Genomic DNA, 23,781 nt, shown 5'->3' with positions numbered 1-23,781 from the left:
AAGAAATAGGAGGCGATGGATATGAAAATTGCAATTACTGGTGGTACTGGATTTGTAGGCAAAGAATTGGTTCGTTTATTAATCGCTAGAGGCGATGAAGTGTATATTTTGACAAGAAAAGCGAAAGAAACTTCTGAGAGCAGAATTACATATGTAAAGTGGTTAACTGAAGATGCAAAGCCCGAAGAGCAGTTAGAAGGCGTTGATGCTTTTATCAATTTAGCGGGCGCTTCGATAAACGATGGGCGTTGGAGTGAAGAGCAGAAAAAACTGATTTATTCAAGTCGGATGGATGCCACAAATGAATTACTGCGCATTATTCATAAACTAAAGAATAAGCCAAATGTTTTAGTGAATGCTAGCGCAGTCGGTATTTATCCACCTTCTCAAACAGTTACGTATACCGAGGCTTCTGCTGATCTCGGTTCAGATTTCTTGGCACAAACGGTTCGCGATTGGGAAATTTTAGCTCACCGTGCTGAAGAAGACGGATTACGTGTAGCCTGTGGGCGTTTCGGGATTATTCTCGGGAAAAATGGAGGGGCTTTACCACTAATGGCATTGCCTTATAAAATGTTCGCTGGTGGTACTGTAGGATCTGGTAAACAATGGCTGTCATGGATTCATATTAAAGATGTAGCACGCGCATTAATCTTTGCACTTGATAATGATCAATTAAGTGGGGCTTTTAACGTGACAGCGCCGCATCCGAAACAAATGAAAGAGTTTGGTAAAGAAATTGGTCATGTTCTTGGGCGGCCTCATTGGATCCCAGTCCCGTCTATTGCGATGAAGGCCGTATTGGGAGACAAAAGCCAGCTTGTTCTTGAAGGACAAAAAGTGCTGCCGACTGTTCTTGAACAACATGGTTTTCAATTCAAGTTTCCGAATTTGCGATCAGCACTGGCTGATATCTACAAATAAGACTATAATGGGGAGATGATTAACTGAAGGATGTGAGATCCATGAACGATAAACCTATTATTGAAGAAGGTCAAAAAATTCCGATGACGATTAAACGACTCGGGATCAACGGAGAAGGCATTGGCTATTTTAAACGCAATGTCGTATTCGTGCCTGGAGCTTTGCCAGGAGAAGAAATTACTGCCCAAGTAACGGTGGTCAAACGAAATTTTGCTCAAGCACGTATTATTAAGATTCGCACAGCGTCACCTCATCGCCAAACTCCACCTTGCCCGATTTATGAAGCATGCGGCGGCTGTCAGTTGCAACATATGACGTATAGTCAACAGCTTGTTGAAAAACGCGACTTGGTCGTTCAAGCATTGGAACGGTATTTAAAAGGAACAAAGGTTCAAGTCGAAGAAACAATCGGTATGGAAGATCCTTGGCGTTACCGCAATAAAAGCCAATTTCAAACACGCTTAAAAGGCTCGAAAGTCATCGCTGGATTGTTTGCTGAAGGTTCTCATCAACTTTTAGATATTGATGAATGTATCGTTCAACATCCAGATACAACCGTCATAACAAATGCCGTTAAACGCATTTTAGAGGAATTGAAAATGCCGATATATGATGGCAAGACGATGAAAGGAATTATCCGCACAATCGTCGTACGCACAGGAGTCAATACAGGTGAAATTCAACTTGTTCTCGTAACAACACGCTCAAAAATTCCACAAAAAGAATTATTACTAGAACGATTGAAGAAAATTGATACCAATTTAGTATCCATCGTCCAAAATATCAATAAAGAGAAAACATCTCTTGTATTTGGTGATGAAACCATCACATTATTTGGTAAAGATACCATTCACGAAGAACTTGGCGAATTAGCATTCGATTTATCTGCACGCGCCTTTTTCCAACTCAACCCGACACAAACCGTTAAGTTGTATGATGAAATCAAACGCGCTGCCCAATTAACAGGGAAAGAAACTGTGGTTGATGCTTATTGCGGCGTTGGGACAATTGGTCTTTGGTTAGCAGATAGTGCGAAAGAAGTTCGTGGCATGGACGTTCTACATGAAAGTGTGGTCGATGCAAAAGCAAATGCGAAAGCACAAGGATATACTGCGAAATACGTAACAGGCACAGCCGAAAAATGGTTAGAGCTTTGGAGCAATGAAGGATTTGTTCCCGATGTATTAACGGTCGATCCGCCGCGTACAGGTCTAGCAGATTCGCTCTTACAAACCATCTTGAAAGTTAAACCAAAACGTTTTGTATATACGTCTTGTAATCCTTCTACTTTGGCGAAAGACTTGCAACAACTCACGAAAATTTATCGAATCGAATATATTCAACCGGTTGATATGTTCCCACAAACTGCGCAAGTAGAATCCGTCACGAAATTAGTACTGAAATAAAAAAACTGTAGCCAACTCGAATAAATCGAGTTGGCTACAGTTTTTAATAGGAACATATCACTCTAATCATTTTAAAAAAGGAAGACGAAATTCCTTTGTTAAACACTACTTGTTTGATTTGGCTTTTTTAATGCTATAGGTATGGCAATTACCACTAATATACTCGCAATAAGTAATAAGAAGCTTAATCCTCCTGCGTATTGAATAAACACTCCGCCCATTGTAGGTCCTGCTAAACTTCCAATGCTAAATGCAATTCCACACAATAAGTTCCCTGTCGGCAATAACTCTTTTGGCATCAAATCGGCCATGTATGATATGCCGAGTGAAAATGTAGAACCAACAAACATACCGGCTACAGCAAAGAAACCTACCGTCACCCATGCATTTGTTTCATAAAAGCTAGAAGCTACAAAAACCATCGCCCCACCGACTAACGCTACTAACAATACTTTTTTTCGGCCAATGCGATCACTCAAGTTTCCTAACGGCAATTGCGTAGCAATGGCTCCAGCTGAAAAAGCAGCTAGCATTATTGAAACCATGCCAACTTCAATTGATTGTCGTAACGCATAGACAGGGTAAATTGCATTAAGAGAGGCTTCTAAAAATCCATAGCCTAGTGGCGGTAAAAATGCGACCCATGCGATTAGAAGGGCTGCTTTAAAACGTCCTATCGTTCCTCGTGCTGTCATGGCGCTGCCAGTCACTTCAGGAAAATCATTTTTCACTAACAAAACCAACGACCATGCCCCTAAGCAAAGAATTCCAGATACGATAAATGGCAAAGCTTCGAACACTTCTACCATCGGGACAAATAAAGGTCCTGCACCAAACCCAATACTAAAAGACATGCCATAAATCGCAATATTACGACCTAGTCGGTGCTGAGGTGATGTACTCGTAATCCATGTTTGTGTTGAAAAATGAAGTGCTTGATCTCCAACTCCGATCAATGTCCGCAACAAAAACCAAAACAATACCGATTTCCATAACGTAAAAAGAAAAAGAGACAGAATAACCAATCCCCCACCTACCAAAATGAGTGGCTTATAGCCAAACTTGCGCAGTTGCGGTTCCATAAAAGGCGCAATCAACAGCGTCCCCACATATAAACCTGTGGCACTTAGACCATTTAATGCAGACGAAACCCCATCTTGTTCAAAAATAATAGCAATCAATGGCAATAACATGCCTTGTGAAAAGCCGGATATTGAGACGATGATAACCAAAATCCAAAATCGTCCACGGGCACTTTGTAAATATGACTTCATGGTGCCTCCTTATGAGCTTGTTCTTTTGTATTTGAGAAGATTTCAGATACAATTCTATCATAGGGAGGCGTTATAAGATGAATTTTTCAATGAATGAAAATGGATTTACAGGGCATTTGCCTTTCGGAGATTTGCAAATCTCCAGTAATGAAGAACATGGCTTTAGACCTTATCAATTATTAGTATCTTCATTGGCAATTTGCAGTGGTGGTGTGATGAGAAAAGTATTTGATAAAATGAGGATGTCTTTTGAGGATATTCAGATCGAAGTAAAAGAAGTGGTCCGCAATGACGAAGTCGCTGGTCGAGTAGAAAAAGTACATTTGCATTTTATTATTACTGGCGATATTAAAGACGAGAAAATGCCGCGCATTTTAGAATTGACGCGTAAAAACTGTTCAATGGTTCAATCTGTTCAAGATTCAATTGAGGTTGTTGAAACTTACGAAATTCGTTAATCATCATAAAAGGCTCATTCCCTATCTGATGTCAGATGGTGGATGAGCCTTTTACGTTTTATATACGGTTAGGTTATCTTTCATAAAGTCATTCTCGGTTAAAGTACCGATGAAATGTGCGAACCGCCTCCTTCGAATTTCCTGATGCTGTGATGTGGTTTCGCTGATTTCCTTCGGCCTCCCCTCTCTTTTGATTAACCTTAACTTAACACACACAATCTATTAAGTAAATATTCAAAATATAAAAACTAGTAAAATAATTCGTTATACCCATAGTTTATTGAAATTTTTTTCGTTTTCCGTTACGATTAACTTGCGAAACGAGGTGTATCACATGGGAAAATCCATTACGAATAAAGAACAGCAAGTTTCTTATATGAAACAACGCTTAAGTATGTTTTTAGAAGTATTAGATACGATTGAACCTGAAAACACAGAACTAGAAGACATTGATCGTTTAATCGCGATGGTTGACGATTTGGACGACAAAATGAAACAATTTCAAAATCGCCCTTCTGAAGACCAATAGCCTGTAAATCCGCTGCTTTGAGCAGCGGATTTTTCTTTTGGCTTATCTAGTAGACTTCTTCGCTCTTTTGTTTTAAAGCAATGTGCTAAACTACAAAGTAAGTAGATTTCTATAATTCTCCTTTCTCAAGCTCCTTGTCGTTTCTTATTTTTCTTGATCGATTAAAATGGATTCCAGAAAGTGAGGTGCCACTCATGGCATTTATCAAAATGCACATCGAATTAATTGCCTCTATATTGTCAGGAATATTAATCCTCATCGCTTTCACACTCGAACTACAGCAATACGCTACTCTCTCAGCCGTTATTTATATATTAGCCTTTGGAATTGGAGGCTACGCCAAAGCCAAATACGGCATTTTGAAAACCATCGAGGACAAACAGCTGAATGTTGAAATATTGATGATCTTAGCTGCTGTCGGGTCTTCTATTATTGGCTATTGGACAGAAGGCGCTATTTTAATTTTCATATTTTCTTTAAGTGGTGCGTTAGAAACATATACCATGAACAAAAGCAAAAAAGAAATTACGTCTTTAATGAAAATCCAACCTGAAACAGCCTGGTTAGTTAGAGACAATCAAACGGTTCTCGTTTCTTTAAATGAACTGAATACTGGAGACTCTATTGTGGTAAAGCCAGGAGAACGAGTTCCTGTAGACGGTGTCCTTCAAAAAGGGCAAACGGCAGTGGACGAGTCAGCAATTAGTGGTGAGGCTCTCCCTGTTTCTAAATACAAGGCAGACGAGCTTTTTGCAGGTACGGTTAATTTGTCTGGTACCATCACGATGGAAATGACTAAGCCTAGCACTGAGACCTTATTCCAAAAAATTATTGACTTGGTGCAATCTGCACAAAGCGAAAAATCTCCTTCTCAACAGTTTATCGAACGGTTTGAAGGGCGTTATGTAAAAGTCGTTATTTTGGTTTTTGTTCTTATGTTATTTTTACCTCATTATGTAGTCGGCTGGGATTGGAATACTACGTTTTACCGTGCGATAGTTTTGCTAGTAGTATCCTCTCCTTGTGCTCTTGTCGCTTCAATCATGCCGGCTACCCTTGCAGCTATTTCAAATGGCGCAAAAAACGGCATTATTTTCAAAGGCGGCATACATTTAGAAAACTTGAGCATGGTCAAGGCTATTGCGTTTGATAAAACGGGAACATTAACGCGAGGCAAACCCGAAGTAACTGATTTTGTTATTCGCGAAGGAGCGGATCCTAAGCTAGCGATGGCACGAATTGCTGGAATCGAGTCGCAATCAAACCATCCCTTGGCCAAAGCAATAAATGACTTTGTTGTTTCTAAAGGCATTACGCCTGTGCCTAATTTAATGATTAGAGATGTTCCAGGAAATGGCTTGAAAGCCACTATTAATAAAGAAGAGTTTCTTGTCGGCAAACCAAAGTTTGTAGGAGAGTCGCTGGCAGAATCATTTGAAGATGGCTTATTGGAAAAACTAGCGAATCAAGGGAAAACAGTAACCTTTGTTCGGGACGGTGAAGGCATACTCGCTGCTATGGCATTAAAAGATACGGTTCGCGACATTACCAAAGCGACAATTGATGAACTAAAAAAAGCGGGAATCTATTGCATTATGCTAACGGGAGATAACCACAAAACTGCGGGAGTCATTGCTAAGGAAACAGGTGTTGATGATTATATTGCAGAATGCTTGCCTGCTGATAAGGTCGATGAACTGAAAAAGCTTGTGAAAAAGTATGAGTATGTGGCTATGACAGGAGACGGCATAAACGATGCCCCTGCACTCGCCACTGCAACTACAGGGATTGCTATGGGAGAAGGAACTGATATCGCACTAGAGACCGCAGATGTCATTTTGATGAAAAATGATTTATCACGCATTGCATACGCAATCCGACTTTCTAAAAAAATGCAACGAATCGTCAAACAAAATATCTTCTTTTCCGTCGCTGTTATTGTATTATTGATCATCTCAAATTTTTTCCAAGCCATTACACTCCCACTCGGTGTTATTGGTCATGAAGGTAGTACGATTTTGGTTATTTTAAATGGCTTGCGTATGTTAAACCGCAATGTATAAGAAAAAGCGACATGAATTTTCAACAATTCACGTCGCTTTTTTCTTTAATAAATCTCTTCGTTCTTTCATCACAGCATTAATTTGCCCACCAATCACTAATATCATCGCCGAAACATATAACCAAAGCATCAATACGATAATAGCTCCGATACTGCCATACGTTGCTGAAAAATTCCCGAAATTTTTAACATAAATGGAGAACAGATAAGAGGTTAGCAACCACCCTGTTGCCGCAAACGCAGCTCCTACCAACACACTTAAAATATTAAGCCTCACATTTGGGGCCAACCAATAAATAATGGCGCATGCAACAAAAATGACGATTGCTGGAATGGTAAAACGGACAGAATTCCATACCACCAAAAAATTTGCTTCTAATCCTAGAAAAGAAAAAATTAATCGGCCAAGTTGTTCTCCAAAAATCGGCAGAGCCAATGCCACAATTAAAATGAAAATCAACAAAACAGTTAAGATTATGGACATCGCTCTAGCTAAAAGAATCGGACGATTCTCCGCAACTTTATAGGATAAATTCAGCGATTTAATCAATGCGTTCATACCAAGACTAGCTGACCAGATTGTTGCTAAAATACCAAAAGATAATAACCCTGTATTTTGTGTAGTTAAAACTTCTATCACTGTACTTTCAATTAGAACGTAAACTGTTCCAGGCACTACTTCTTCTAGAAAGCTGAAAATTTCACCACGAGATAATGCCAAATAGGGCAACAAGGTAACTAAGAATATTAATAGAGGAAAAATAGACAAGAGGAAAAAAAACGCCAACTGTGCTCCAAGCCCTGGCACGTCGACGTCTTTAATCCGTTGAAACAATTCTTTTAAAAACCCGCTACCTTTCGTTACATCATATGTATTCGAAAAGGCGCGTTCTTCGCTGTCAGTTGGTTGCTGATCTGCGGGTCTCATCGGTATAAACTTCCTATAACCGATTTTCTGAATTGGTATTCCCGCTGGATTGACTGTTTGAAGCGTCTGAATCGTTATCTCCTAACGAAGTAGTTGGAGATGGATTGTCTTCTTTCACTGCTGAAATAACATCTTCTTTTGTTTCAACTACTGCTTCTTTCGTATCCATAAACGCCTCTTTTGTTTCAAGTGCCATTTCTTTTACTTGTGGAGACATTTCTTTTAACTCGTTCACTTTGCTGCCTACATACGAAGCATCTTCAGAAATACGAGAATATAAATTTTGTGCTCTTTCAGCTTGTTGCTGGAATGCTTGTACTAATTCATCTCTGTTCGAAGCATAGTATTTTGCATTGTCAGACGCTTTTTTAGATTTCTCAATTACATCATTTCTTGTATTGCGATCAAATAGTGAGACAATAACTCCCACTGCTGCTCCTACTAATAAACCTGTCATCAATTTGTTTTGACTCATCCTAAATTCCTCCCAGTAATATATATAATTTCACATCTGTTAAGAATTTTCCCTAATCCTTAGAGACCTAAACGCTTTTTTTATAAAAATAGCTTGACTATATGAAAGAAGTTTCGGAATATTATGTTTACAGGAGGTTTTTAAGATAGAAAAGGAGAGATATAAGGGGGAATAATAATGGCACAGTTTGAAGAATTATTGGGTACGATTAGCGGTTTTGTATGGGGACCACCTTTATTGATTTTATTAGTAGGAACAGGAATTTTCTTAACCGTGCGTTTAGGAATCCTACAACTTCGCTTATTGCCTTACGCATTAAAACTGGTTTTCACGAAAAACACAGATACGACTTCTAAAGGAGACATTAGTCATTTCCAAGCACTTTCCACTGCAATGGCAGCTACAGTCGGTACCGGTAATATTGTCGGTGTTGCGACAGCGGTTATTCTTGGTGGACCTGGAGCTATTTTCTGGATGTGGTTTTCTGCATTCTTCGGGATGGCTACTAAATACGGTGAGGCCGTTCTTGCGGTTAAATATCGTGTAGTAGACGCTAAAGGCCAAATGGCTGGCGGCCCTATGTATTACCTTGAACACGGATTAAAACAAAAATGGTTAGCAGTCCTATTTGCTATCTTCGGTGCCATTGCTGCCTTTGGTATCGGAAACGGAACACAATCAAACTCCGTTGCATCGGTTGTTCGTGATACATTTAGTGTTCCAACATGGATTACAGGAATTATCTTAACAATTTTTACTGCCCTTGTTTTGCTTGGCGGGATTAAGAGCATCGGGCGCGTTACTTCTTTCTTTGTACCTTTCATGGCATTATTCTACATTATCGCGGGAATCATTATTATGATTCTTAACATGGAATTAATTCCAGCTGCTTTTGGCACAATTTTTAGTGCTGCATTTACAGGTGAAGCTGCAGTCGGTGGTGCTATTGGTGCCGCTATCCGATACGGTGTCGCACGAGGCGTCTTCTCCAACGAAGCCGGACTTGGATCTGCTCCGATCGCTGCTGCTGCTGCCATTACAGATTTACCTGGTCGTCAGGCATTAGTATCGATGACTCAAGTACTTTTCGACACAATCATTATTTGTTCGATTACAGGGGTTACGATTGTTATGTCTGGTCTTTATACAGATGAATCACTTGAAGGCGCAGCATTAACAACCGCTGCTTTTGAACAATTTTTAGGAGGCGCTGGCCCAATTATTGTGGCTGTCGGTTTGATCTTCTTTGCATCTTCTACAATTATTGGCTGGTCTTACTACGGAGAGAAATGTTTCCAATACTTATTTAAAAATCCAGCATTGCTAATTGTATACCGCGTTGCTTTTGTTTTAATGGTATTTGTTGGTGCAACAGTTTCACTTGATGTTGTATGGACTTTCTCTGATGTTATGAATGGATTAATGGCATTCCCTAACTTAATCGGACTTCTCGGTTTGTCGGGTGTTATTGTTCTAGAAACAAAACGTATTGTTGCAAAAATCAAAGAAGAAAAAGAAGCTAAACAGACTGGCAATTGACATTACATTTGAATAATGAAATGATAAAGTATACTCACCTGAAAGGCAGGAACTTATCATGGACTTATCTACACCTTCTCCGGAAAACGTCAGCTTTATGATTGAAGAAATAAAAGCAAAATTGCGTATGGTTAATGTTGATGCAATGAAAGCTGAACATTTCAATGCTTCTCAATATGAAGATCTACACGACTTATACCAAATGGTCGCAACTCGCGACAAATTTAGTACAAGTGAAATGCAAGCCATTGCCACTGAACTTGGCTCATTACGTAAATAACACACCAAAAATACCTTGAAGGCAATCGCCTTCAAGGTATTTTTTCGATTTTCGTCTTATGCCTGTCGAACCTTAACGGCTTCTTCAGCTTTTCTTTGGCCAGCTTCAACGACCTGCTCCTCGGGTCATAAACTGCCCTTCCTGCGCGGCAAAAAACGCCGCTTCAGAAGTTCATCTTATGCCTGTCGGAGCAAAACGGTCGTTTCAGCTTTTCTTTTCATAATGCACAACATACCAACCGCCTTCTTTTATAACCGTTTGGATGCTTAGTAATTCAAGTCCTGCTTGCTCTCCCCATTTGGCTAATTCTTCACGTTCAGGCAAGCGATACAAATTATCGAACGATGAGAAAAAGCTATTAAAGACATTGGCGAAGGGTGGGCTGTCACTGTCTCCGGCAATAGGTGTTATTATCGACAACATGCCATTCTCTTTAACCCAGCTGGCCAATTCATTAAAAAGTTCTTGACGTTTCTCGAGATCGATATAGTGAATTACGTTGTTCATCATGACCATGTCTTGAGGTTGATCAGGTTTATATTTCCACAGATCTGCATTTTCAATTGAAACGTTTTTATTGTCTTTTGTTAGTTTCTTCGCGACTTCTGTAACAGAAGGGCTAATCTCAATTCCAGTGAAATGCGTTTTTGGGAAACGTTCAGCCAGTTTTTTAATATAACCTCCTTCACCACAACCGATATCCAATACTGATGCTGCTTCTGTTTGTTTTAAACGTTTTGAAATTTTAGGAAGAGCCAAAACTTCCAACAATCGACTTGTTTCCGCTACGGTTGGTGCGTGTTTTTCTTCATCGTAATGCAGACGCTCTTGCTTACGCATCATGTCAGGATAACTTAATAGCGTGGGGATATGCAATTCCATCATTTCTTTTAACAGGACACCTGAGGAGTTATTACCTTTTGGTTTCGGCAATTTCCAAGCATTCCACGTTTTATAGCGTTCTCTGCCTGCTTCTTTCAAATGTCCAATCGATACGCCTACACTGACCCATTGGTTTAATAAATCTTCGTCAAGTTGAAGAGCATCTGCCACGTCCCATTTTGTCATTGGACGCTCAAACGCTTTAAATAAGTCCAATTCGTACCCAACATAAGCATGCCAGCTATACAAAAAAGGCTGGTTCCGCTTCATATACATTCTCGCTTTAAACATCTTCATCACATCAATCATTTGAGTCCCTCCGTTTTCCATGGATAGTCATCTTCCGGTGTATAGTACTTTAATTCTTTTCGATCTTTTGGCAACTCTTTCATACGTACAGGCATTATGCCCCCTTGAATAAATCGATCACGAACATTTTCTTTCCACATCCCAAGACCCGAAACATTCAACATTTGTTTAAAATGGAGAATTGGATCTTCTTCCATACGTTCAAATGTCCGCTGACGTATATAGCTCACCGGTTTAAATGGAAACGAATAGGCTAAAGCTGCTAAATGACTCAATTGAATGACATGATCAGCACGTTTATAGCGTACATTTTCATACCATTTCAAATTACTTGCATGCATTTTTTTCTGTTCGAACATATCTGCTGCTAATTCTCCTAAAATATCGGCATCTTGTATCGCCATATTCATCCCTTCTCCTGCCATCGGATGAACAGCATGACACGCATCTCCAATAATTGCTTTGTTGCCTTTTACATATGAATTGGCGTGATACATAACAGGAATCATCAATTGGATTTTTTTCCAATCGCTTAGTTGCTGCACATACCCATCTACAATGGGCGCTAAGTCGGTATAAAGTTTATGAAAATGACTGATTGGTTTTTCTTTTAATTGCTTGTAATCACCTGGTGGGATTAAATACACACTGCGGACTTGGTCATCTGGCAGAGGGAAAAGACCTAAAAATCGATTATATGTAGAAATGATTTTGCCATCTGTAAAATCTTTTGCTCGTGGAAAAGTAACCGTTAAAAAATGATGATTGTAAGTGGTTTGCTTTACCTCTACATCCATTGCTTTACGTGTAACCGATGAGCGCCCTTCCGCCCCAAAGAAAAACTCGGCTTCTACTTCAAATTTCTCAGTTCCTTTTTGAAGCACAGCTGTTTTATATCCGTAGCCTTTGCAAGCCGTACCTTTTAAATACTTGAAATTATCATATTCACATGCTGCATTTAAAATTACCGATTTTAATTCTTCATGATGCATCATGTATGCTGCATTGTACTTTCCTGGCAGCACATTGTAATCCATGAACGATTGGTCCTTTACTTGCAGTGAGCTGGAAAGTTCGAGCATGTCTAATACTTTAATTTCGTTTGAGCGATTGCATATTTGCTCAAAAACTCCAAGTTCATCAAAAACCTGCATACTTTTTGGTTGCAGAAGTTCGCCTTTATAAGTAGGTGCTTTTGCAGCCATTCGCTCGGCAAGAATCACTTGGACGCCTCGTTGTGCCAACTTTAAAGCAAGCGTCAATCCACCAATCCCACCTCCGCCAATGAATACATCTGTTTTCATCTACCTCAACCCCTTGCTCCTCTTTACCCTAAATTCAAGAGATTAAAAACCACTTCATACTCTAAACAAAAAAAAGAAGTCCACGAATGGACTTCTTTTCACAAATTTTCCTTAAAGTTTGTTATAAGCTACAGCGAGTTCCGCTCCTACTTTTGCATTATGTTTCACTAACTCGATATTAGCTACTAAACTTTTTCCTTCAGTCAATTCTTTTACTTTACCCAAAAGGAAGGGTGTAACTTCTTTTCCTGAAATGCCATTGTCATTAGCTTCGGTCATGGCTTGGTCAATAATGCCATTAATGAATGACTCTTCTAGCGCATGTTCTGCTGGAATAGGGTTTGCAATAACTGCCCCACCATCAATTCCTAAATCCCATTTTGCTTTTAGCACTTTAGCTAACTCATCTGCGGTTTCTGTACGGTACGTTAACTCAAAATTACTAGAACGAGTATAAAATGCTGGCATAACATCTGTTTGGTAACCGATAACCGGTACCCCTTTTGTTTCAAGGTATTCCATTGTTAAACCGATATCCAAGATTGATTTTGCTCCGGCACATACAACAGCCACTCCAGTAGTTGATAGCTCTTCGAGATCGGCTGAAATATCCATCGTTGTTTCTGCGCCTCTGTGTACCCCGCCGATTCCACCTGTAGCGAAAACGCGAATACCTGCTAGTTCTGCGCAAATCATCGTTGCTGCAACAGTTGTTGCTCCCAGTTGTTTTGTTGCAATTACTTGGCCGATATCTCTTCTTGAAACTTTAGAAACAGATGAAGTGTTTCCAAGCAATTCTAATTCCTCTTCAGATAAACCAATTTTTATTTTTCCATCCATAATCGCAATAGTGGCAGGGACTGCACCATTGTCACGAATAATTTGCTCTACGATACGAGCCGTTTCTACGTTCTGCGGATAAGGCATACCATGTGAGATAATTGTTGACTCAAGTGCTACGATTGGTTTTTTGCCCTCTAGTGCCTGTTGTACTTCTGTTGAATACGAAATCATTGTGTTCATTATAATTCCTCCAGTTCTTTTTGTAGTTGTACTGCTGTCAGTTCATGACGAACAGTCGAATTGCTTTCTAATGTTTTTGCCGCATTGATCATTCCTGCTCGAATTGCGGTGTCTAAGTCTTGACTCTCTAATATGCTATGAACGATTGCACTCGAAAATGCATCTCCTGCGCCTGTAACATCAGCTACGTGACCGACTTGTATCGAAGGGTAATGTTTAGTGCCTGTGGAGTCTCCCGCTAAAGCGCCATCTTTCCCGCCTGTGATAACAACTGATTCTGCTCCACGTTCTACTAGTTGTTGCACGGCTTGATGCCACTCTTCTGTTGAATCAATGGACAGTTGTAAATATTTACTTGCTTCATCGCGATTTAAAATCAACCAACTGACCCCCGATAAATCATCGCTTAAATGGTTCATCTTTGGAGCAGAGACCGGTATAACCGCTAACGGAATCTTGTTAGCTAAAGCAATTTTGCGTACATATTCTACCGTATCACGTGGACAGTTTAAATCGATTACAAGAAAAGCAGCAGCCAATAAAGCACTTTCATTTTTCGACAAGTATGCTGGGGTCATAAAATCATAAATTTTCATATCTGCCATTGCTATTACCATTTCGCCATCAGGTTCCAAAATAGCTGTGTACGTTCCGGTAGAAAGACCTTCGATCGCTTTAGTAAGTTCTGTTGACATAAAAGAACTTGATGCAGCTTCGATTAGTTCCCACTCTGGGTCATTTCCAACAATGGACAGTAATTTAACAGAATTGCCTAGTCGCCCTAAGTTTTCGGCTACGTTTCTTGCAACTCCACCAACACTGCCAGAAACAGATGCAGGATTTGAGGTGCCCATTTGTGCAGGCTGCTGCATAAGAAATTTCCTATCAACATTGGCCCCGCCAATGCAGATAACGGTTTTTTCTTCTGGCAATACATAAGCACGTCCCAATATTTTACCTTGGCGCATTAAATTTGAGATAAAGTTAGCAAGTGAAGGCCTAGACATATTTAACCGTTCCGCCATTTCTTGTTGGGACAAATATGGGTTTCGCCGGATCAATTCTAGAACTTCCACTTCTTTCTGATTCATTTCAACACCCCCGCTTAAACTTTTGTTTAATTATAAACTTTTATAATTATTATTACAAGAGAAATAATTTATTTGAAAGACTGTTATAAATCATTGCAGGCTGTGACTGAAAATTGCTACTATAGAAGAGATGAGAGGAGAGATTTATTTGACGTCTTTTAATGAGAAATTAACCTACTATGCAGAACTAGCTATTAAAGTGGGAGTAAATATTCAACCAGGTCAGCAACTTTATATTGCTGCTGCCATCGATTCCGCTCCATTTGTACGTTTACTTACACAAAAAGCTTATGAAACAGGAGCTAAACAAGTGTATGTAGATTGGACTGACGATACAATTACTCGTCTACGTTTTGAATTAGCACCAGAAGATTCGTTTTCGCAGTTTCCTGCTTGGAAAGTTCAAGAACGTGAGCAACTAGCAGAACAAGGTGCTGCATTTATCAGTATCATGTCACAAAGTCCTGATTTGTTATCGGGAATCGAGTCAAGTCGCATTGCTGCTTCACAAAAAGCAACTGGGCAGGCATTGAGCAAGTATCGTCAGTATGTACAATCCGATAAAATTAGTTGGTCTGTTCTTGCAGCTCCTTCAGAAAATTGGGCTGCTAAAGTATTTCCTGAGTTGCCAAAAGAACAGCAAGTTGACGCACTTTGGGATGCAATCTTTAAAGCTGTTCGTGCAGACCTTGATCAACCAATTGAGGCATGGTCTGAGCATAACCGCTTACTGCATACAAAAGTCGATTACTTGAACGATAAAAAGTACGCGAAACTTCATTACACATCGCCAAAAACAGATTTAGAAGTAGCCCTTCCGAAAGGTCATCTTTGGTGTGGAGCTGGATCGGTCAACGAAAAAGGCGATACTTTTATGGCAAATATGCCAACTGAAGAGGTATTCACTGTTCCTTATAAAACAGGCGTAAATGGTTTTGTTTCAAGCACGAAACCTTTAAGCTATGGCGGCAATATTATTGACGATTTTAAAATTACATTTAAAGATGGAAAAATTGTGGATGCTACTGCAGCTCAAGGTGAAGATGTGTTGAAACAACTAATTGCAACCGATGAAGGGTCACACTTCTTAGGAGAAGTTGCATTGGTTCCTCATCAATCACCGATTTCAGATTCAAATATTTTATTCTACAATACGTTGTTCGATGAAAACGCTTCAAATCATTTCGCTATTGGTAGTGCATATGCATTTTGCCTTGAAGGTGGAAAAACAATGTCACAAGAAGAACTATTGGAAAACGGCTTGAACCAAAGCATTACTCACGTCGATTTCATGATAGGCTCTTCAGAAATGGACATTGATGGGATATTAGAAGATGGATCGCGTGAACCTATTTTCCGTGGTGGTAACTGGGCATTTTAAGTATCGATAATTCGACACTTATTTTTTCTGTCGAAATCGGGTATACTTAAGATTGATAATTACAGTTTAGAGAGGAGTTATCATTATGTTTTATGACATCACTGTCGTTCTTGGCTTTATGGTCGTCATTTTCATGTTTTTCTTTACGCTTCTTCACTTTCTTGGGAAAGAGCTGCACACGCACGATTCTGAGCATGTAGATCCAGTTCCTGAAAAAAAATATTAAGCGATAAAAACCGGCTTCTTTTTTGAAGCCGGTTTTTATATTGGTGGCTATTTAACTTGTTTTAAATAGGCATTTTTTTACTTTAGGTTCCTTGGACTCTTTTGTTTGCATGATGGTAATGATAAAATTCTAACAAGTTAAGGTCTTTATTTATAGGAGGTATTTGTGTATGTTTTCTGCAACAGCTATTGGCATTGATTTAGGAACTGCAAACGTATTGGTATATACAAAAGAAAAAGGAATTATTATAAATGAACCTTCAATGGTGGCACTAGATGCAAAGACCCGTGCAGTTTTAGCCATTGGTAACGAAGCAAAAGCAATGCTTGGAAAAGCCCCAGACTCTATTCTTATTGTCCGTCCATTAAAAGATGGCGTCATCGCAGATTTTGATGTCACGCGAGAATTATTGACTATCATTATGCAAAGAGCCTTGAAACAGCTTGGTAGTGCTTTCCGCAAACCTACTGTTATGGTTTGTACTCCATCCGGGGCGACCAAGGTAGAGCGCCGTGAAATTCACGATGCAGTTAAAAAAAGCGGTGCGAAAAATGTTCACTTGATTGAAGAAACTGTTGCAGCTGCAATTGGCGCAAATTTGCCAATTAGTGAACCTGTTGCAAGTGTTATTGTCGATATTGGTGGAGGTACCACAGAAGTTGGCATTATCTCTTTTGGTGGAGTTGTGTCATCAAACACGGTTAAAGTAGCTGGCGATCGCATGGATGAAGACATTATTCATTATGTTCGAAAACAATACAATGTATTAATCGGTGAACGTACCGCTGAGAACATTAAAAAAGAAATTGGCTATGCACCGATTTCTCATGAAGTTGAAAAGATGGACATACGTGGACGTGATATTATGACAGGATTACCTAAAACGATTACTTTAAGTTCTCTCGAAACACAAGATGCGCTTAAAGAATCTTTATCTGCCATTCTTGAATGCATTCGTGCAACGTTGGAAAATTGTCCAGCTGAGTTATCTGGCGACATGGTGGACCAAGGGGTTGTTATTTCTGGTGGCGGTGCTTTATTAAAAGGTCTACAGGAATGGCTTTCAAAAGAAATTTCAGTACCTGTCCATATCGCACCTCAGCCATTAGAATCTGTGGCTATTGGGACCGGATTATCACTTGGCATGATCAAGCAATTAGAAAAGATGTCACGGTAAACACATTGAGACTAAAGCAAACCCATGAATCTGGGTTTGCTTTAGTCTCTTTTCCTATACTCATAGCTAACCTACTACACTTCTCTCTAATCTTCTTTTCTGAAAGTAAACTGTAAACAACCTAAATAATTGAAAGATGACTATATTCCTGATTTTTAAAAATATTTCTGTTGTAATTCGTATTTCTTATAAATTTAGATTAAAATAATAGAGTATCATTCGATAAGGGGGAGAATTAATGGCTTTACTAGACCAAATTTTAGAGTACAACGAAGAGTTCGTGAAAGAAAAAAAGTATGAGGAATACATGACTACTAAATTTCCGGATAAGAAAGTTGTTATTTTAACATGTATGGATACACGACTTGTTGAAATGTTGCCAAAAGCAATGAATTTTAAAAATGGTGATGTAAAAATTGTTAAAAGTGCTGGGGCTGTCATTAATCATCCTTTTGGTGGCATCATGCGTAGCCTAATTGTCGCGGTGTACGAATTAAATGCAGACGAAATTTACATTATTGGACACCATGATTGCGGAATGTCTGCGATCAAACCTAATGAAATTCTTAATAAAATGAAAATGCGAGGAATAGATGAAAAGACCATTGAAATGATGGAATATTCCGGAGTAGACTTAGAGGGCTGGCTTCGCGGATTTGATGAAGTGACAGAAAGTGTTGCACATAGTGTCAATATGGTACGGCATCATCCACTATTAGACAAAAACGTTCCTGTTCATGGGCTGGTTATTGACCCAACAACTGGTAAATTAGATATTGTTGTCAATGGTAACGAAAACCGCTGAGAAATTCTCAGCGGTTTTCTTTTTGGAAATAGATATAATCGAGTGCAATGCCTTCTTTACCAAATTGTCTGAGTAAAGATGTAACCTGTCCTCTATGATAGCTTGCATGATTAACAAAAGTGAATAACATTTCTTCTCTTGTTGTCGAAAATTTATCTCCTCGCATATTCCGGTAATGAAGAGTTTCTTCCCATTGCTGATCCGTGAGGCGTGAGAAAAACACTTCCATCTCCTCATGAAGCAATTCATAAGCTTCGATTGCTTTTTCTGTTGTTTCAACATCAAAATGTTCGAAAGTTGGATTCGCAACGCCTGACATTCGGAGTAGCCAAAGTTTCTCTACTCCTAAGACATGCTCTGTTGTTTCTTGAATGGAAGCAAAAGAGTTAATGCCTTCTTTACTATAAAATTCCTCACCTGAAGTTTGCACATGTTGCAAACAAGCGATTGTTGCCCACTTATGATAAGAAAACAATTTATCTCTATCCATTCTTTTCACCTTCTTTTCTTATTACTCACGATTCAAACCAACGATGCAACTCATTCCACCATTTTTTATAGGTGGCCTTACCCTTTCAAAACTCTTGCTCGATCATTGCGTAATAGTAATGGTCTTTCCATTCGCCATTAATATAAAGAAACTGCTTTAGTAAGCCTTCTTGGCGAAACCCCGTTTTCTCTAATACCCGAATCGAACCGATATTATCCGGTGAAACATATGCTTCGATTCGGTGAAGACGCAATTGCTCAAAACCAAAGACAGTCATTAACTTTACAGCTTCAGTAGCTATTCCTTTACCGACATAGGCTTCATCGATTGAATAGCCTACTAAAGCGCTTAAAAACGGCATGCGTTTCACGCTATATACAGAAATATGACCAATCAGTTTATTGGTTTTGTGTTCAAAAATCCCGACACTATATTCACGATTTTCTCTCGCTTGATAAATTGACTCTCGAATTTTTTCCCGTTGAACGGCTGTTGTAAAATAGCTATCTCGGTGGCTTGGTTCGTAGACAGACCAATACCCCCGATTTCGCAATAACAATTGCACCATTTCTTCTGCATCTTCAACTGCTAAACTGCGCAGATAACAAGTCTGCCCCTCAAAAAGCAAGTTCATCTTAAGCCTCAGCAGATGTCAGTGAAATGAATTCCTTGGCATCTTGGACACACAAAGCAATTCCTTTTTCCCAGAACGCCTGTTGTGTAATATCTTCTCCCAAATGTTTCATCGCCAAGTCTTCTGCCGACATTACTGCTGTATCACGAAGTAGAGCCATGTATTTTTCTTCAAAGCTGCTCCCTGTTTCTAAAGCTTTTGCATACACACTTAACGAGAACAAATACCCAAACGTATACGGAAAGTTATAAAATGGAACTTGCGTAATATAAAAATGAAGTTTAGATGCCCAGAAATGTGGATGTGTTGAAGATAAACCTCCCGCAAACCCTTCTTCTTGAGCTTGTTCCATCAATTCATTTAGACGTGCTGCAGGAACAACACCTTTTTTACGTTCTTCATAAAATCGCGTTTCAAAAAGGAAACGTGAATGGATGTTCATGAAGAATGCGACGCTTCGCTGAACTTTGTCTTCTAGCAAGGCAATTTTTTCTTCTTTTGACTGAGCATTTTTTACTGCAGCATCTGCAACGATCATTTCGGCAAATGTAGAGGCTGTTTCTGCTACGTTCATTGCGTACGAGCGGTTTAACGAATGAACTGGACGCAGTGCGTAAGAATGAAATGCGTGGCCGAGTTCATGGGCGAGTGTTGCCACATTTGACATAGAGCCACTATAAGTCATGAAAATACGTGACTCTTCACTTAACGGCAATCCTGTACAAAATCCACCTGGTCTTTTATTTGGACGATCTTCCGCTTCAATCCATCCTTTTTCAAATGCTTGTTTTGCAAAGTATTCTAATTCAGGCCCGAATTTACTAAATTGCGTTAAGATAAATTCCGCTCCTTCTTGATAAGAGAATTGCTGCGTACTTTCAGTTACCGGTGCATCCACGTCATACCAATCCAAACCATCTTTGCCAAGCAGTTCTGCTTTTTTAGTTAAGTAATCAACGAAAGGTTGTTTGTTTTTACTAATTGCTCCCCACATTGCATCCAATGTTTCTTGTTTCATGCGATTAATATGCAACGGCTCTTGCAATACATTTTCCCATCCACGTTTTTTGTAAATTTCGAGGCGGAATCCTCCAATAGAATTTAGCGTTTTTGCAAAAAACTCTTCCTTTTCGGTCCAAGCTTCTTCTAGCTTTTCATACGATTCTTTGCGCACAGCCGAATCTTTATGAGAACTTAAGTTGTTTGCTTGTCCTACTGATAATGATTTCGTTTCTCCGTCAACCGTTACTGTGACCTTAATTTCGCCTACGAGCATATCGTATAATTGGCTCCACCCATGATACCCATCCGTACTTAAAGCTGTAATCATGCTTTCTTCTTTTTCTGAAAGTAATTGTTTTGCTTCTTCCCGCCATTCATTCAAGACAAATGTAAATTTACGTAAAAGATCTTCATTCAATAGCTCACTCCATACCGCGTCTTCTGTCTTTGTTAAATCTTGTTGGATTTTCTGAAAAGAATTTTGGAAACGAGCTGAAAGTGAAGCTGCTTCACTTTCTAAAATCCCCGCTTTTTTATCTTGTGTATTCTGTGCCATCAAACAGCCGATAAAAGCACCTGATTGGCTTAAATGTCTCATTACTTCACTCATTTTTTCTAACAAGTCATATACATTTTGAGCATCTTCTTTTACAGTTGGCACTTTAAATTTTTGAACCAGCTTTTCAAATTCAGTAAGCATCGTTACTGCTTGGTTCATATGTAGCCGCAATTCTTGAGATTCGCTGCCGCCTGAAAATAGCGTATCCAAATCCCACGTTTCCGGATAATTAACTGTCATGATTATGCCTCCTGGTAAACTAAATTTTCTAAAAACACTTATTAGTATATCATTTTTTATTCCGATACTGGAATATTATTCCCTTCATTTCTATAACACTTCACCTTATCGACATTTTTAGGGATTTATTTGGAAAAGGTTAATTGTTGATTGAAACTGTGGCAGGTATACTAAAGTAAGGGAGGGATTTCGTATGATCCGTGTTTTACTGATGACAATTGCATTTATTGCTGTAATTGTTATGAATACTTTGGCAAACACCTTGCCATTGAATGGCCAAACTACAGGTGAAGTGTCTAATCGACTTTTGGTTCTGTTTACGCCTGCCGGTTACGTATTTTCAATTTGGAGCATTATCTACCTTTTGCTAGCTGTTTGGATTATCGCGTTCTGGGTACGTTTACGAAAAGGACAGACCCCTTCATATATGATAGCCTTAACGTTCACGTTAAGTTGCGTGTTCAACATCAGTTGGCTGCTTTTATGGCATTATGAGTTTTTTGCCACATCAATTGTTGCCATGCTTGGCTATTTAATCGCCTTAATCTTCCTTTACTTGCAATATGGAAACTCAGAAAAATCGTTTACTGAACGTCTGCCAATTTCGATTAATATGGGTTGGATCAGCGTAGCAACTATAGCTAATATCAGTTTTGTTTTAACTTATTATAATTGGAACGGATGGGGACTGAGTGATCAGTTATGGACAGTCATTATGCTGACCATCGCGACTGCCCTTGCTTTGCATATACGTTTTCATCATATGGACATTCCTTATGCATTAGTTTTTATTTGGGCTTTTATCGGAATCGCAATTAAACATGGAACTGGTGAAATGTTAGTTACTACTGCCTCTCTATTCTTAAGTGGCGTAATTTTAACAGGCATTTTGCTTATTAAAAAAAGAACACCAACAAATTAAAAACCTGCCGACAATCTCGTAACTCGAGTTGTCGACAGGTTTTTTAAGTTGGAATGATAAAAGTAATTAGCTATTCAGCTTTGTTAGCAAAATCGGCTCACCTTTAGTTACAAGAACTGTGTGCTCAATTTGTGCCACTAAGGACTGATCTGGCGTGATAAATGTCCAGCCATCGCCTGATTCAATAATGTGTTCAGACTTTTGCGAGATAAAGGGCTCTACTGCTAGCACCATGCCCTCTTTTAATATTGTTGTTTCCCATGCATCGTAATAATTTAGAATGTGTTGAGGTGCTTCGTGAAGCGATTTACCAATGCCATGGCCAGTCAAATTTTTGATAACGAACAAGCCTTGCTCTTTTGCTTCGCGTTCCACTGCTTTACCGATTTGGTTTAGTTTAGCGCCCGCTTTAACTTTTGTCATCGCACGGTCAAATGCAGAAGCAGCCGCTGCACAAATTTTTTCTTTTTCTGCATGGCCTTCTCCTACTACAAACGAAATTCCTGTATCAGAAAAATAGCCTTCGAATGATCCGGAAACGTCAATATTCACAATATCTCCGTCTTGGATAACCCGGTTACCTGGAATGCCGTGAGCTACTTCTTCATTGACACTAATGCATGTATACCCTGGGAAGTCGTATTCTGATTTTGGTCCGGATACACCGCCTAGTTCTTCAAATAATTTGCCGCCCAACTCATCAATTTCTTTTGTTGTAACACCAGCTTTGGTTGCTGCTTTCATCGCTTCGCGAATTTCAGCCACCATTTGGCCAGCTTTTGTTAACATTTCAATATCTTTTTCAGTAGTTGCGATCATTAAATACCCTTCTTTCAAGCTTTTCTATTCAAGAATTATACCACAAAATTAAAACAGAGGCTTCTGTCCTGTTTGATTCTCTTCCATCAATAAATAGAAAAAAGACTGTCCAAAGACAGTCTTTTCTTATTAAGCTTCTGCATTCACTAACTTTGGAGCAGCTGCAAAAAGCGCGGAACAAACAAAGGCAGCGAGTAAGAATACTGGGATCATATACGTAGCATTGTATACGGCAGAGTAAATCACCACATTGCCTTCAGCAAACATGCCGAAGAACAAAATACCGGTGACCACATGTACGAAATAACGTAACACTGAGGCAATGAGCACACCTGATACAATCGCTATTAACATCTTCCCTGTCTGTTTTGCTTCTGCATGTTGCATATATTTCGCACGCATAACACCAGCAAATCCTACGACACCATATGCTAATAGATAATCCAATATCACTTGCATAACGACAAAGCCGAATGACAAAGGGGTTACAGAGATAAAGCCAGAAACAATTTGTAACAAGCCGACTAATAAGCCAGTTAAAACGCCCGCACCAACACCTCTTCTAAAAGCGATTAAGACGATTGGAATCATGACTAAACTAACTGAACCGCCTTGTGGCATCCGGAACGATATAAAATCTAAAACAAACCCTAGAGCTGCAAAAATCGCAATTTCCATCATTAATAATACTTTTTTATTTCTCATGACTTCCTCCTTATGTGTTGTGCACATCACCAGAAGGGCCGCGAATAAAACCATAATAAAAACGACGCCAGGACAGAGCCAGGCGTCGTTGTAAGGACCGGTTTCTATCCACATCCCTGCGCAAGTATTAACTTACAGGTTCAAAGGGTAAGAACAGATGTTCACTCTCAGCAAAAGCTCCCCTTGTGGTGTATACAAATATTTAACTTTCACCTGTATTGTACACAAGCCCCTCGTTTAATGCAAGGCTGTTTTAAGATGCACTCTTAGGGTAAAGTAAAGACTAGAAATGAGAGGCGAAAGGTGGTGGAGGCAGCCCCGTATTTTAGGCCTGCCA

General features: G+C 39.3%; 24 protein-coding genes and 1 riboswitch. Of the genes, 12 read left to right on the top strand and 12 right to left on the bottom strand.

Features of this window, described 5'->3' with window-relative positions; genetic code table 11:
- Nucleotides 1-21: 21 nt before the first annotated feature.
- Complete coding sequence (locus tag GPDM_RS10425) at nt 22-924, top strand: TIGR01777 family oxidoreductase (RefSeq protein ID WP_008431199.1); 903 nt, start codon at nt 22-24, stop codon at nt 922-924.
- Nucleotides 925-965: 41 nt separating this feature from the next.
- The gene (gene rlmD, locus GPDM_RS10420; protein ID WP_008431198.1) at nt 966-2,330 is read left to right on the top strand and encodes a 23S rRNA (uracil(1939)-C(5))-methyltransferase RlmD; all 1,365 of its coding nucleotides are present in this window, start codon (nt 966-968) and stop codon (nt 2,328-2,330) included.
- Between the two features lie 98 nt (nt 2,331-2,428).
- Here the strand turns inward: rlmD and GPDM_RS10415 are convergent, their stop codons facing one another.
- Nucleotides 2,429-3,604, bottom strand: coding sequence for an MFS transporter (locus GPDM_RS10415; RefSeq protein WP_008431197.1), 1,176 nt, complete (start codon nt 3,602-3,604; stop codon nt 2,429-2,431).
- A 77-nt stretch (nt 3,605-3,681) separates the two neighbouring features.
- Between GPDM_RS10415 and GPDM_RS10410 the strand changes: the two genes are divergently transcribed.
- From GPDM_RS10410 to GPDM_RS10400, 3 genes are all read left to right on the top strand, one after another.
- Nucleotides 3,682-4,062, top strand: coding sequence for an OsmC family protein (locus GPDM_RS10410; protein ID WP_008431195.1), 381 nt, complete (start codon nt 3,682-3,684; stop codon nt 4,060-4,062).
- 334 nt (nt 4,063-4,396) lie between these two features.
- Nucleotides 4,397-4,591: an SE1561 family protein gene (locus GPDM_RS10405; RefSeq protein ID WP_008431192.1), complete on the top strand. Its 195-nt coding sequence runs from the start codon at nt 4,397-4,399 to the stop codon at nt 4,589-4,591.
- A 194-nt stretch (nt 4,592-4,785) separates the two neighbouring features.
- On the top strand, nt 4,786-6,654 hold the full coding sequence (locus GPDM_RS10400; protein WP_008431190.1) for a heavy metal translocating P-type ATPase: 1,869 nt from the start codon (nt 4,786-4,788) through the stop codon (nt 6,652-6,654).
- A 27-nt stretch (nt 6,655-6,681) separates the two neighbouring features.
- Here GPDM_RS10400 and GPDM_RS10395 read toward each other — a convergent pair whose 3' ends face one another.
- Complete coding sequence (locus tag GPDM_RS10395) at nt 6,682-7,581, bottom strand: YihY/virulence factor BrkB family protein (protein WP_008431188.1); 900 nt, start codon at nt 7,579-7,581, stop codon at nt 6,682-6,684.
- Between the two features lie 13 nt (nt 7,582-7,594).
- Nucleotides 7,595-8,056 carry a YtxH domain-containing protein gene (locus GPDM_RS10390; protein ID WP_008431186.1) on the bottom strand — a complete coding sequence of 154 codons (462 nt, stop codon included), beginning with the start codon at nt 8,054-8,056 and terminating at the stop codon, nt 7,595-7,597.
- A gap of 177 nt (nt 8,057-8,233) precedes the next feature.
- Between GPDM_RS10390 and GPDM_RS10385 the strand changes: the two genes are divergently transcribed.
- Both GPDM_RS10385 and GPDM_RS10380 read left to right on the top strand, forming a co-directional pair.
- On the top strand, nt 8,234-9,595 hold the full coding sequence (locus GPDM_RS10385) for an alanine/glycine:cation symporter family protein (RefSeq protein ID WP_008431184.1): 1,362 nt from the start codon (nt 8,234-8,236) through the stop codon (nt 9,593-9,595).
- A gap of 58 nt (nt 9,596-9,653) precedes the next feature.
- Complete coding sequence (locus tag GPDM_RS10380; protein WP_008431183.1) at nt 9,654-9,875, top strand: DUF1128 domain-containing protein; 222 nt, start codon at nt 9,654-9,656, stop codon at nt 9,873-9,875.
- A 204-nt stretch (nt 9,876-10,079) separates the two neighbouring features.
- Here GPDM_RS10380 and GPDM_RS10375 read toward each other — a convergent pair whose 3' ends face one another.
- The 4 genes from GPDM_RS10375 to GPDM_RS10360 all read right to left on the bottom strand — a co-directional run bounded on the left by GPDM_RS10375 (nt 10,080) and on the right by GPDM_RS10360 (nt 14,484).
- Complete coding sequence (locus tag GPDM_RS10375; RefSeq protein ID WP_008431182.1) at nt 10,080-11,066, bottom strand: class I SAM-dependent methyltransferase; 987 nt, start codon at nt 11,064-11,066, stop codon at nt 10,080-10,082.
- Complete coding sequence (locus tag GPDM_RS10370; protein ID WP_008431181.1) at nt 11,063-12,370, bottom strand: FAD-dependent oxidoreductase; 1,308 nt, start codon at nt 12,368-12,370, stop codon at nt 11,063-11,065. Before GPDM_RS10370 ends, GPDM_RS10375 begins: the two co-directional genes overlap by 4 nt.
- A gap of 111 nt (nt 12,371-12,481) precedes the next feature.
- Nucleotides 12,482-13,393, bottom strand: a complete 912-nt coding sequence (locus GPDM_RS10365) for a pseudouridine-5'-phosphate glycosidase (protein WP_008431179.1) — start codon at nt 13,391-13,393, stop codon at nt 12,482-12,484.
- Nucleotides 13,393-14,484, bottom strand: a complete 1,092-nt coding sequence (locus tag GPDM_RS10360) for a carbohydrate kinase (protein ID WP_008431178.1) — start codon at nt 14,482-14,484, stop codon at nt 13,393-13,395. The genes GPDM_RS10365 and GPDM_RS10360 overlap by 1 nt, the downstream gene beginning before the upstream one ends.
- Nucleotides 14,485-14,632: 148 nt before the next feature.
- Here GPDM_RS10360 and GPDM_RS10355 point away from each other — a divergent pair, with 148 nt between their 5' ends.
- The 4 genes from GPDM_RS10355 (at nt 14,633) to GPDM_RS10345 (ending at nt 18,073) form a co-directional block, all read left to right on the top strand.
- Nucleotides 14,633-15,865, top strand: coding sequence for an aminopeptidase (locus GPDM_RS10355; protein WP_008431177.1), 1,233 nt, complete (start codon nt 14,633-14,635; stop codon nt 15,863-15,865).
- An 85-nt stretch (nt 15,866-15,950) separates the two neighbouring features.
- Nucleotides 15,951-16,091 (top strand): hypothetical protein, encoded by a 141-nt coding sequence (locus GPDM_RS16745; RefSeq protein WP_008431175.1) that lies wholly within the window; start codon nt 15,951-15,953, stop codon nt 16,089-16,091.
- Between the two features lie 169 nt (nt 16,092-16,260).
- Nucleotides 16,261-17,268, top strand: coding sequence for a rod-share determining protein MreBH (mreBH, locus tag GPDM_RS10350; RefSeq protein ID WP_008431172.1), 1,008 nt, complete (start codon nt 16,261-16,263; stop codon nt 17,266-17,268).
- Between the two features lie 238 nt (nt 17,269-17,506).
- Nucleotides 17,507-18,073: a beta-class carbonic anhydrase gene (locus tag GPDM_RS10345; protein ID WP_008431171.1), complete on the top strand. Its 567-nt coding sequence runs from the start codon at nt 17,507-17,509 to the stop codon at nt 18,071-18,073.
- Between the two features lie 7 nt (nt 18,074-18,080).
- Here the strand turns inward: GPDM_RS10345 and GPDM_RS10340 are convergent, their stop codons facing one another.
- From GPDM_RS10340 to GPDM_RS10330, 3 genes are all read right to left on the bottom strand, one after another.
- The gene (locus tag GPDM_RS10340) at nt 18,081-18,563 is read right to left on the bottom strand and encodes a DinB family protein (protein WP_008431170.1); all 483 of its coding nucleotides are present in this window, start codon (nt 18,561-18,563) and stop codon (nt 18,081-18,083) included.
- A gap of 85 nt (nt 18,564-18,648) precedes the next feature.
- On the bottom strand, nt 18,649-19,197 hold the full coding sequence (locus GPDM_RS10335; protein WP_008431168.1) for a GNAT family N-acetyltransferase: 549 nt from the start codon (nt 19,195-19,197) through the stop codon (nt 18,649-18,651).
- Nucleotide 19,198: 1 nt separating this feature from the next.
- On the bottom strand, nt 19,199-20,998 hold the full coding sequence (locus GPDM_RS10330; protein WP_008431167.1) for a M3 family oligoendopeptidase: 1,800 nt from the start codon (nt 20,996-20,998) through the stop codon (nt 19,199-19,201).
- 193 nt (nt 20,999-21,191) lie between these two features.
- On the opposite strand from GPDM_RS10330, the gene GPDM_RS10325 reads away from it, so the two are divergent.
- On the top strand, nt 21,192-21,920 hold the full coding sequence (locus GPDM_RS10325; RefSeq protein ID WP_008431165.1) for a tryptophan-rich sensory protein: 729 nt from the start codon (nt 21,192-21,194) through the stop codon (nt 21,918-21,920).
- A gap of 66 nt (nt 21,921-21,986) precedes the next feature.
- Here the strand turns inward: GPDM_RS10325 and map are convergent, their stop codons facing one another.
- Both map and thiT read right to left on the bottom strand, forming a co-directional pair.
- Nucleotides 21,987-22,739, bottom strand: coding sequence for a type I methionyl aminopeptidase (map, locus tag GPDM_RS10320; protein WP_008431164.1), 753 nt, complete (start codon nt 22,737-22,739; stop codon nt 21,987-21,989).
- Between the two features lie 129 nt (nt 22,740-22,868).
- The gene (gene thiT, locus GPDM_RS10315) at nt 22,869-23,444 is read right to left on the bottom strand and encodes an energy-coupled thiamine transporter ThiT (protein WP_008431163.1); all 576 of its coding nucleotides are present in this window, start codon (nt 23,442-23,444) and stop codon (nt 22,869-22,871) included.
- A gap of 96 nt (nt 23,445-23,540) precedes the next feature.
- Nucleotides 23,541-23,638: riboswitch (TPP riboswitch) on the bottom strand.
- Nucleotides 23,639-23,781 lie beyond the last annotated feature (143 nt).

The sequence above is a fragment of the Planococcus donghaensis MPA1U2 genome, from assembly GCF_000189395.1.
Lineage (GTDB): Bacteria > Bacillota > Bacilli > Bacillales_A > Planococcaceae > Planococcus > Planococcus donghaensis_B.
The sequence above is the reverse complement of the archived record's forward strand: the minus strand, read 5'-3'. Positions and strand labels throughout refer to the sequence as shown.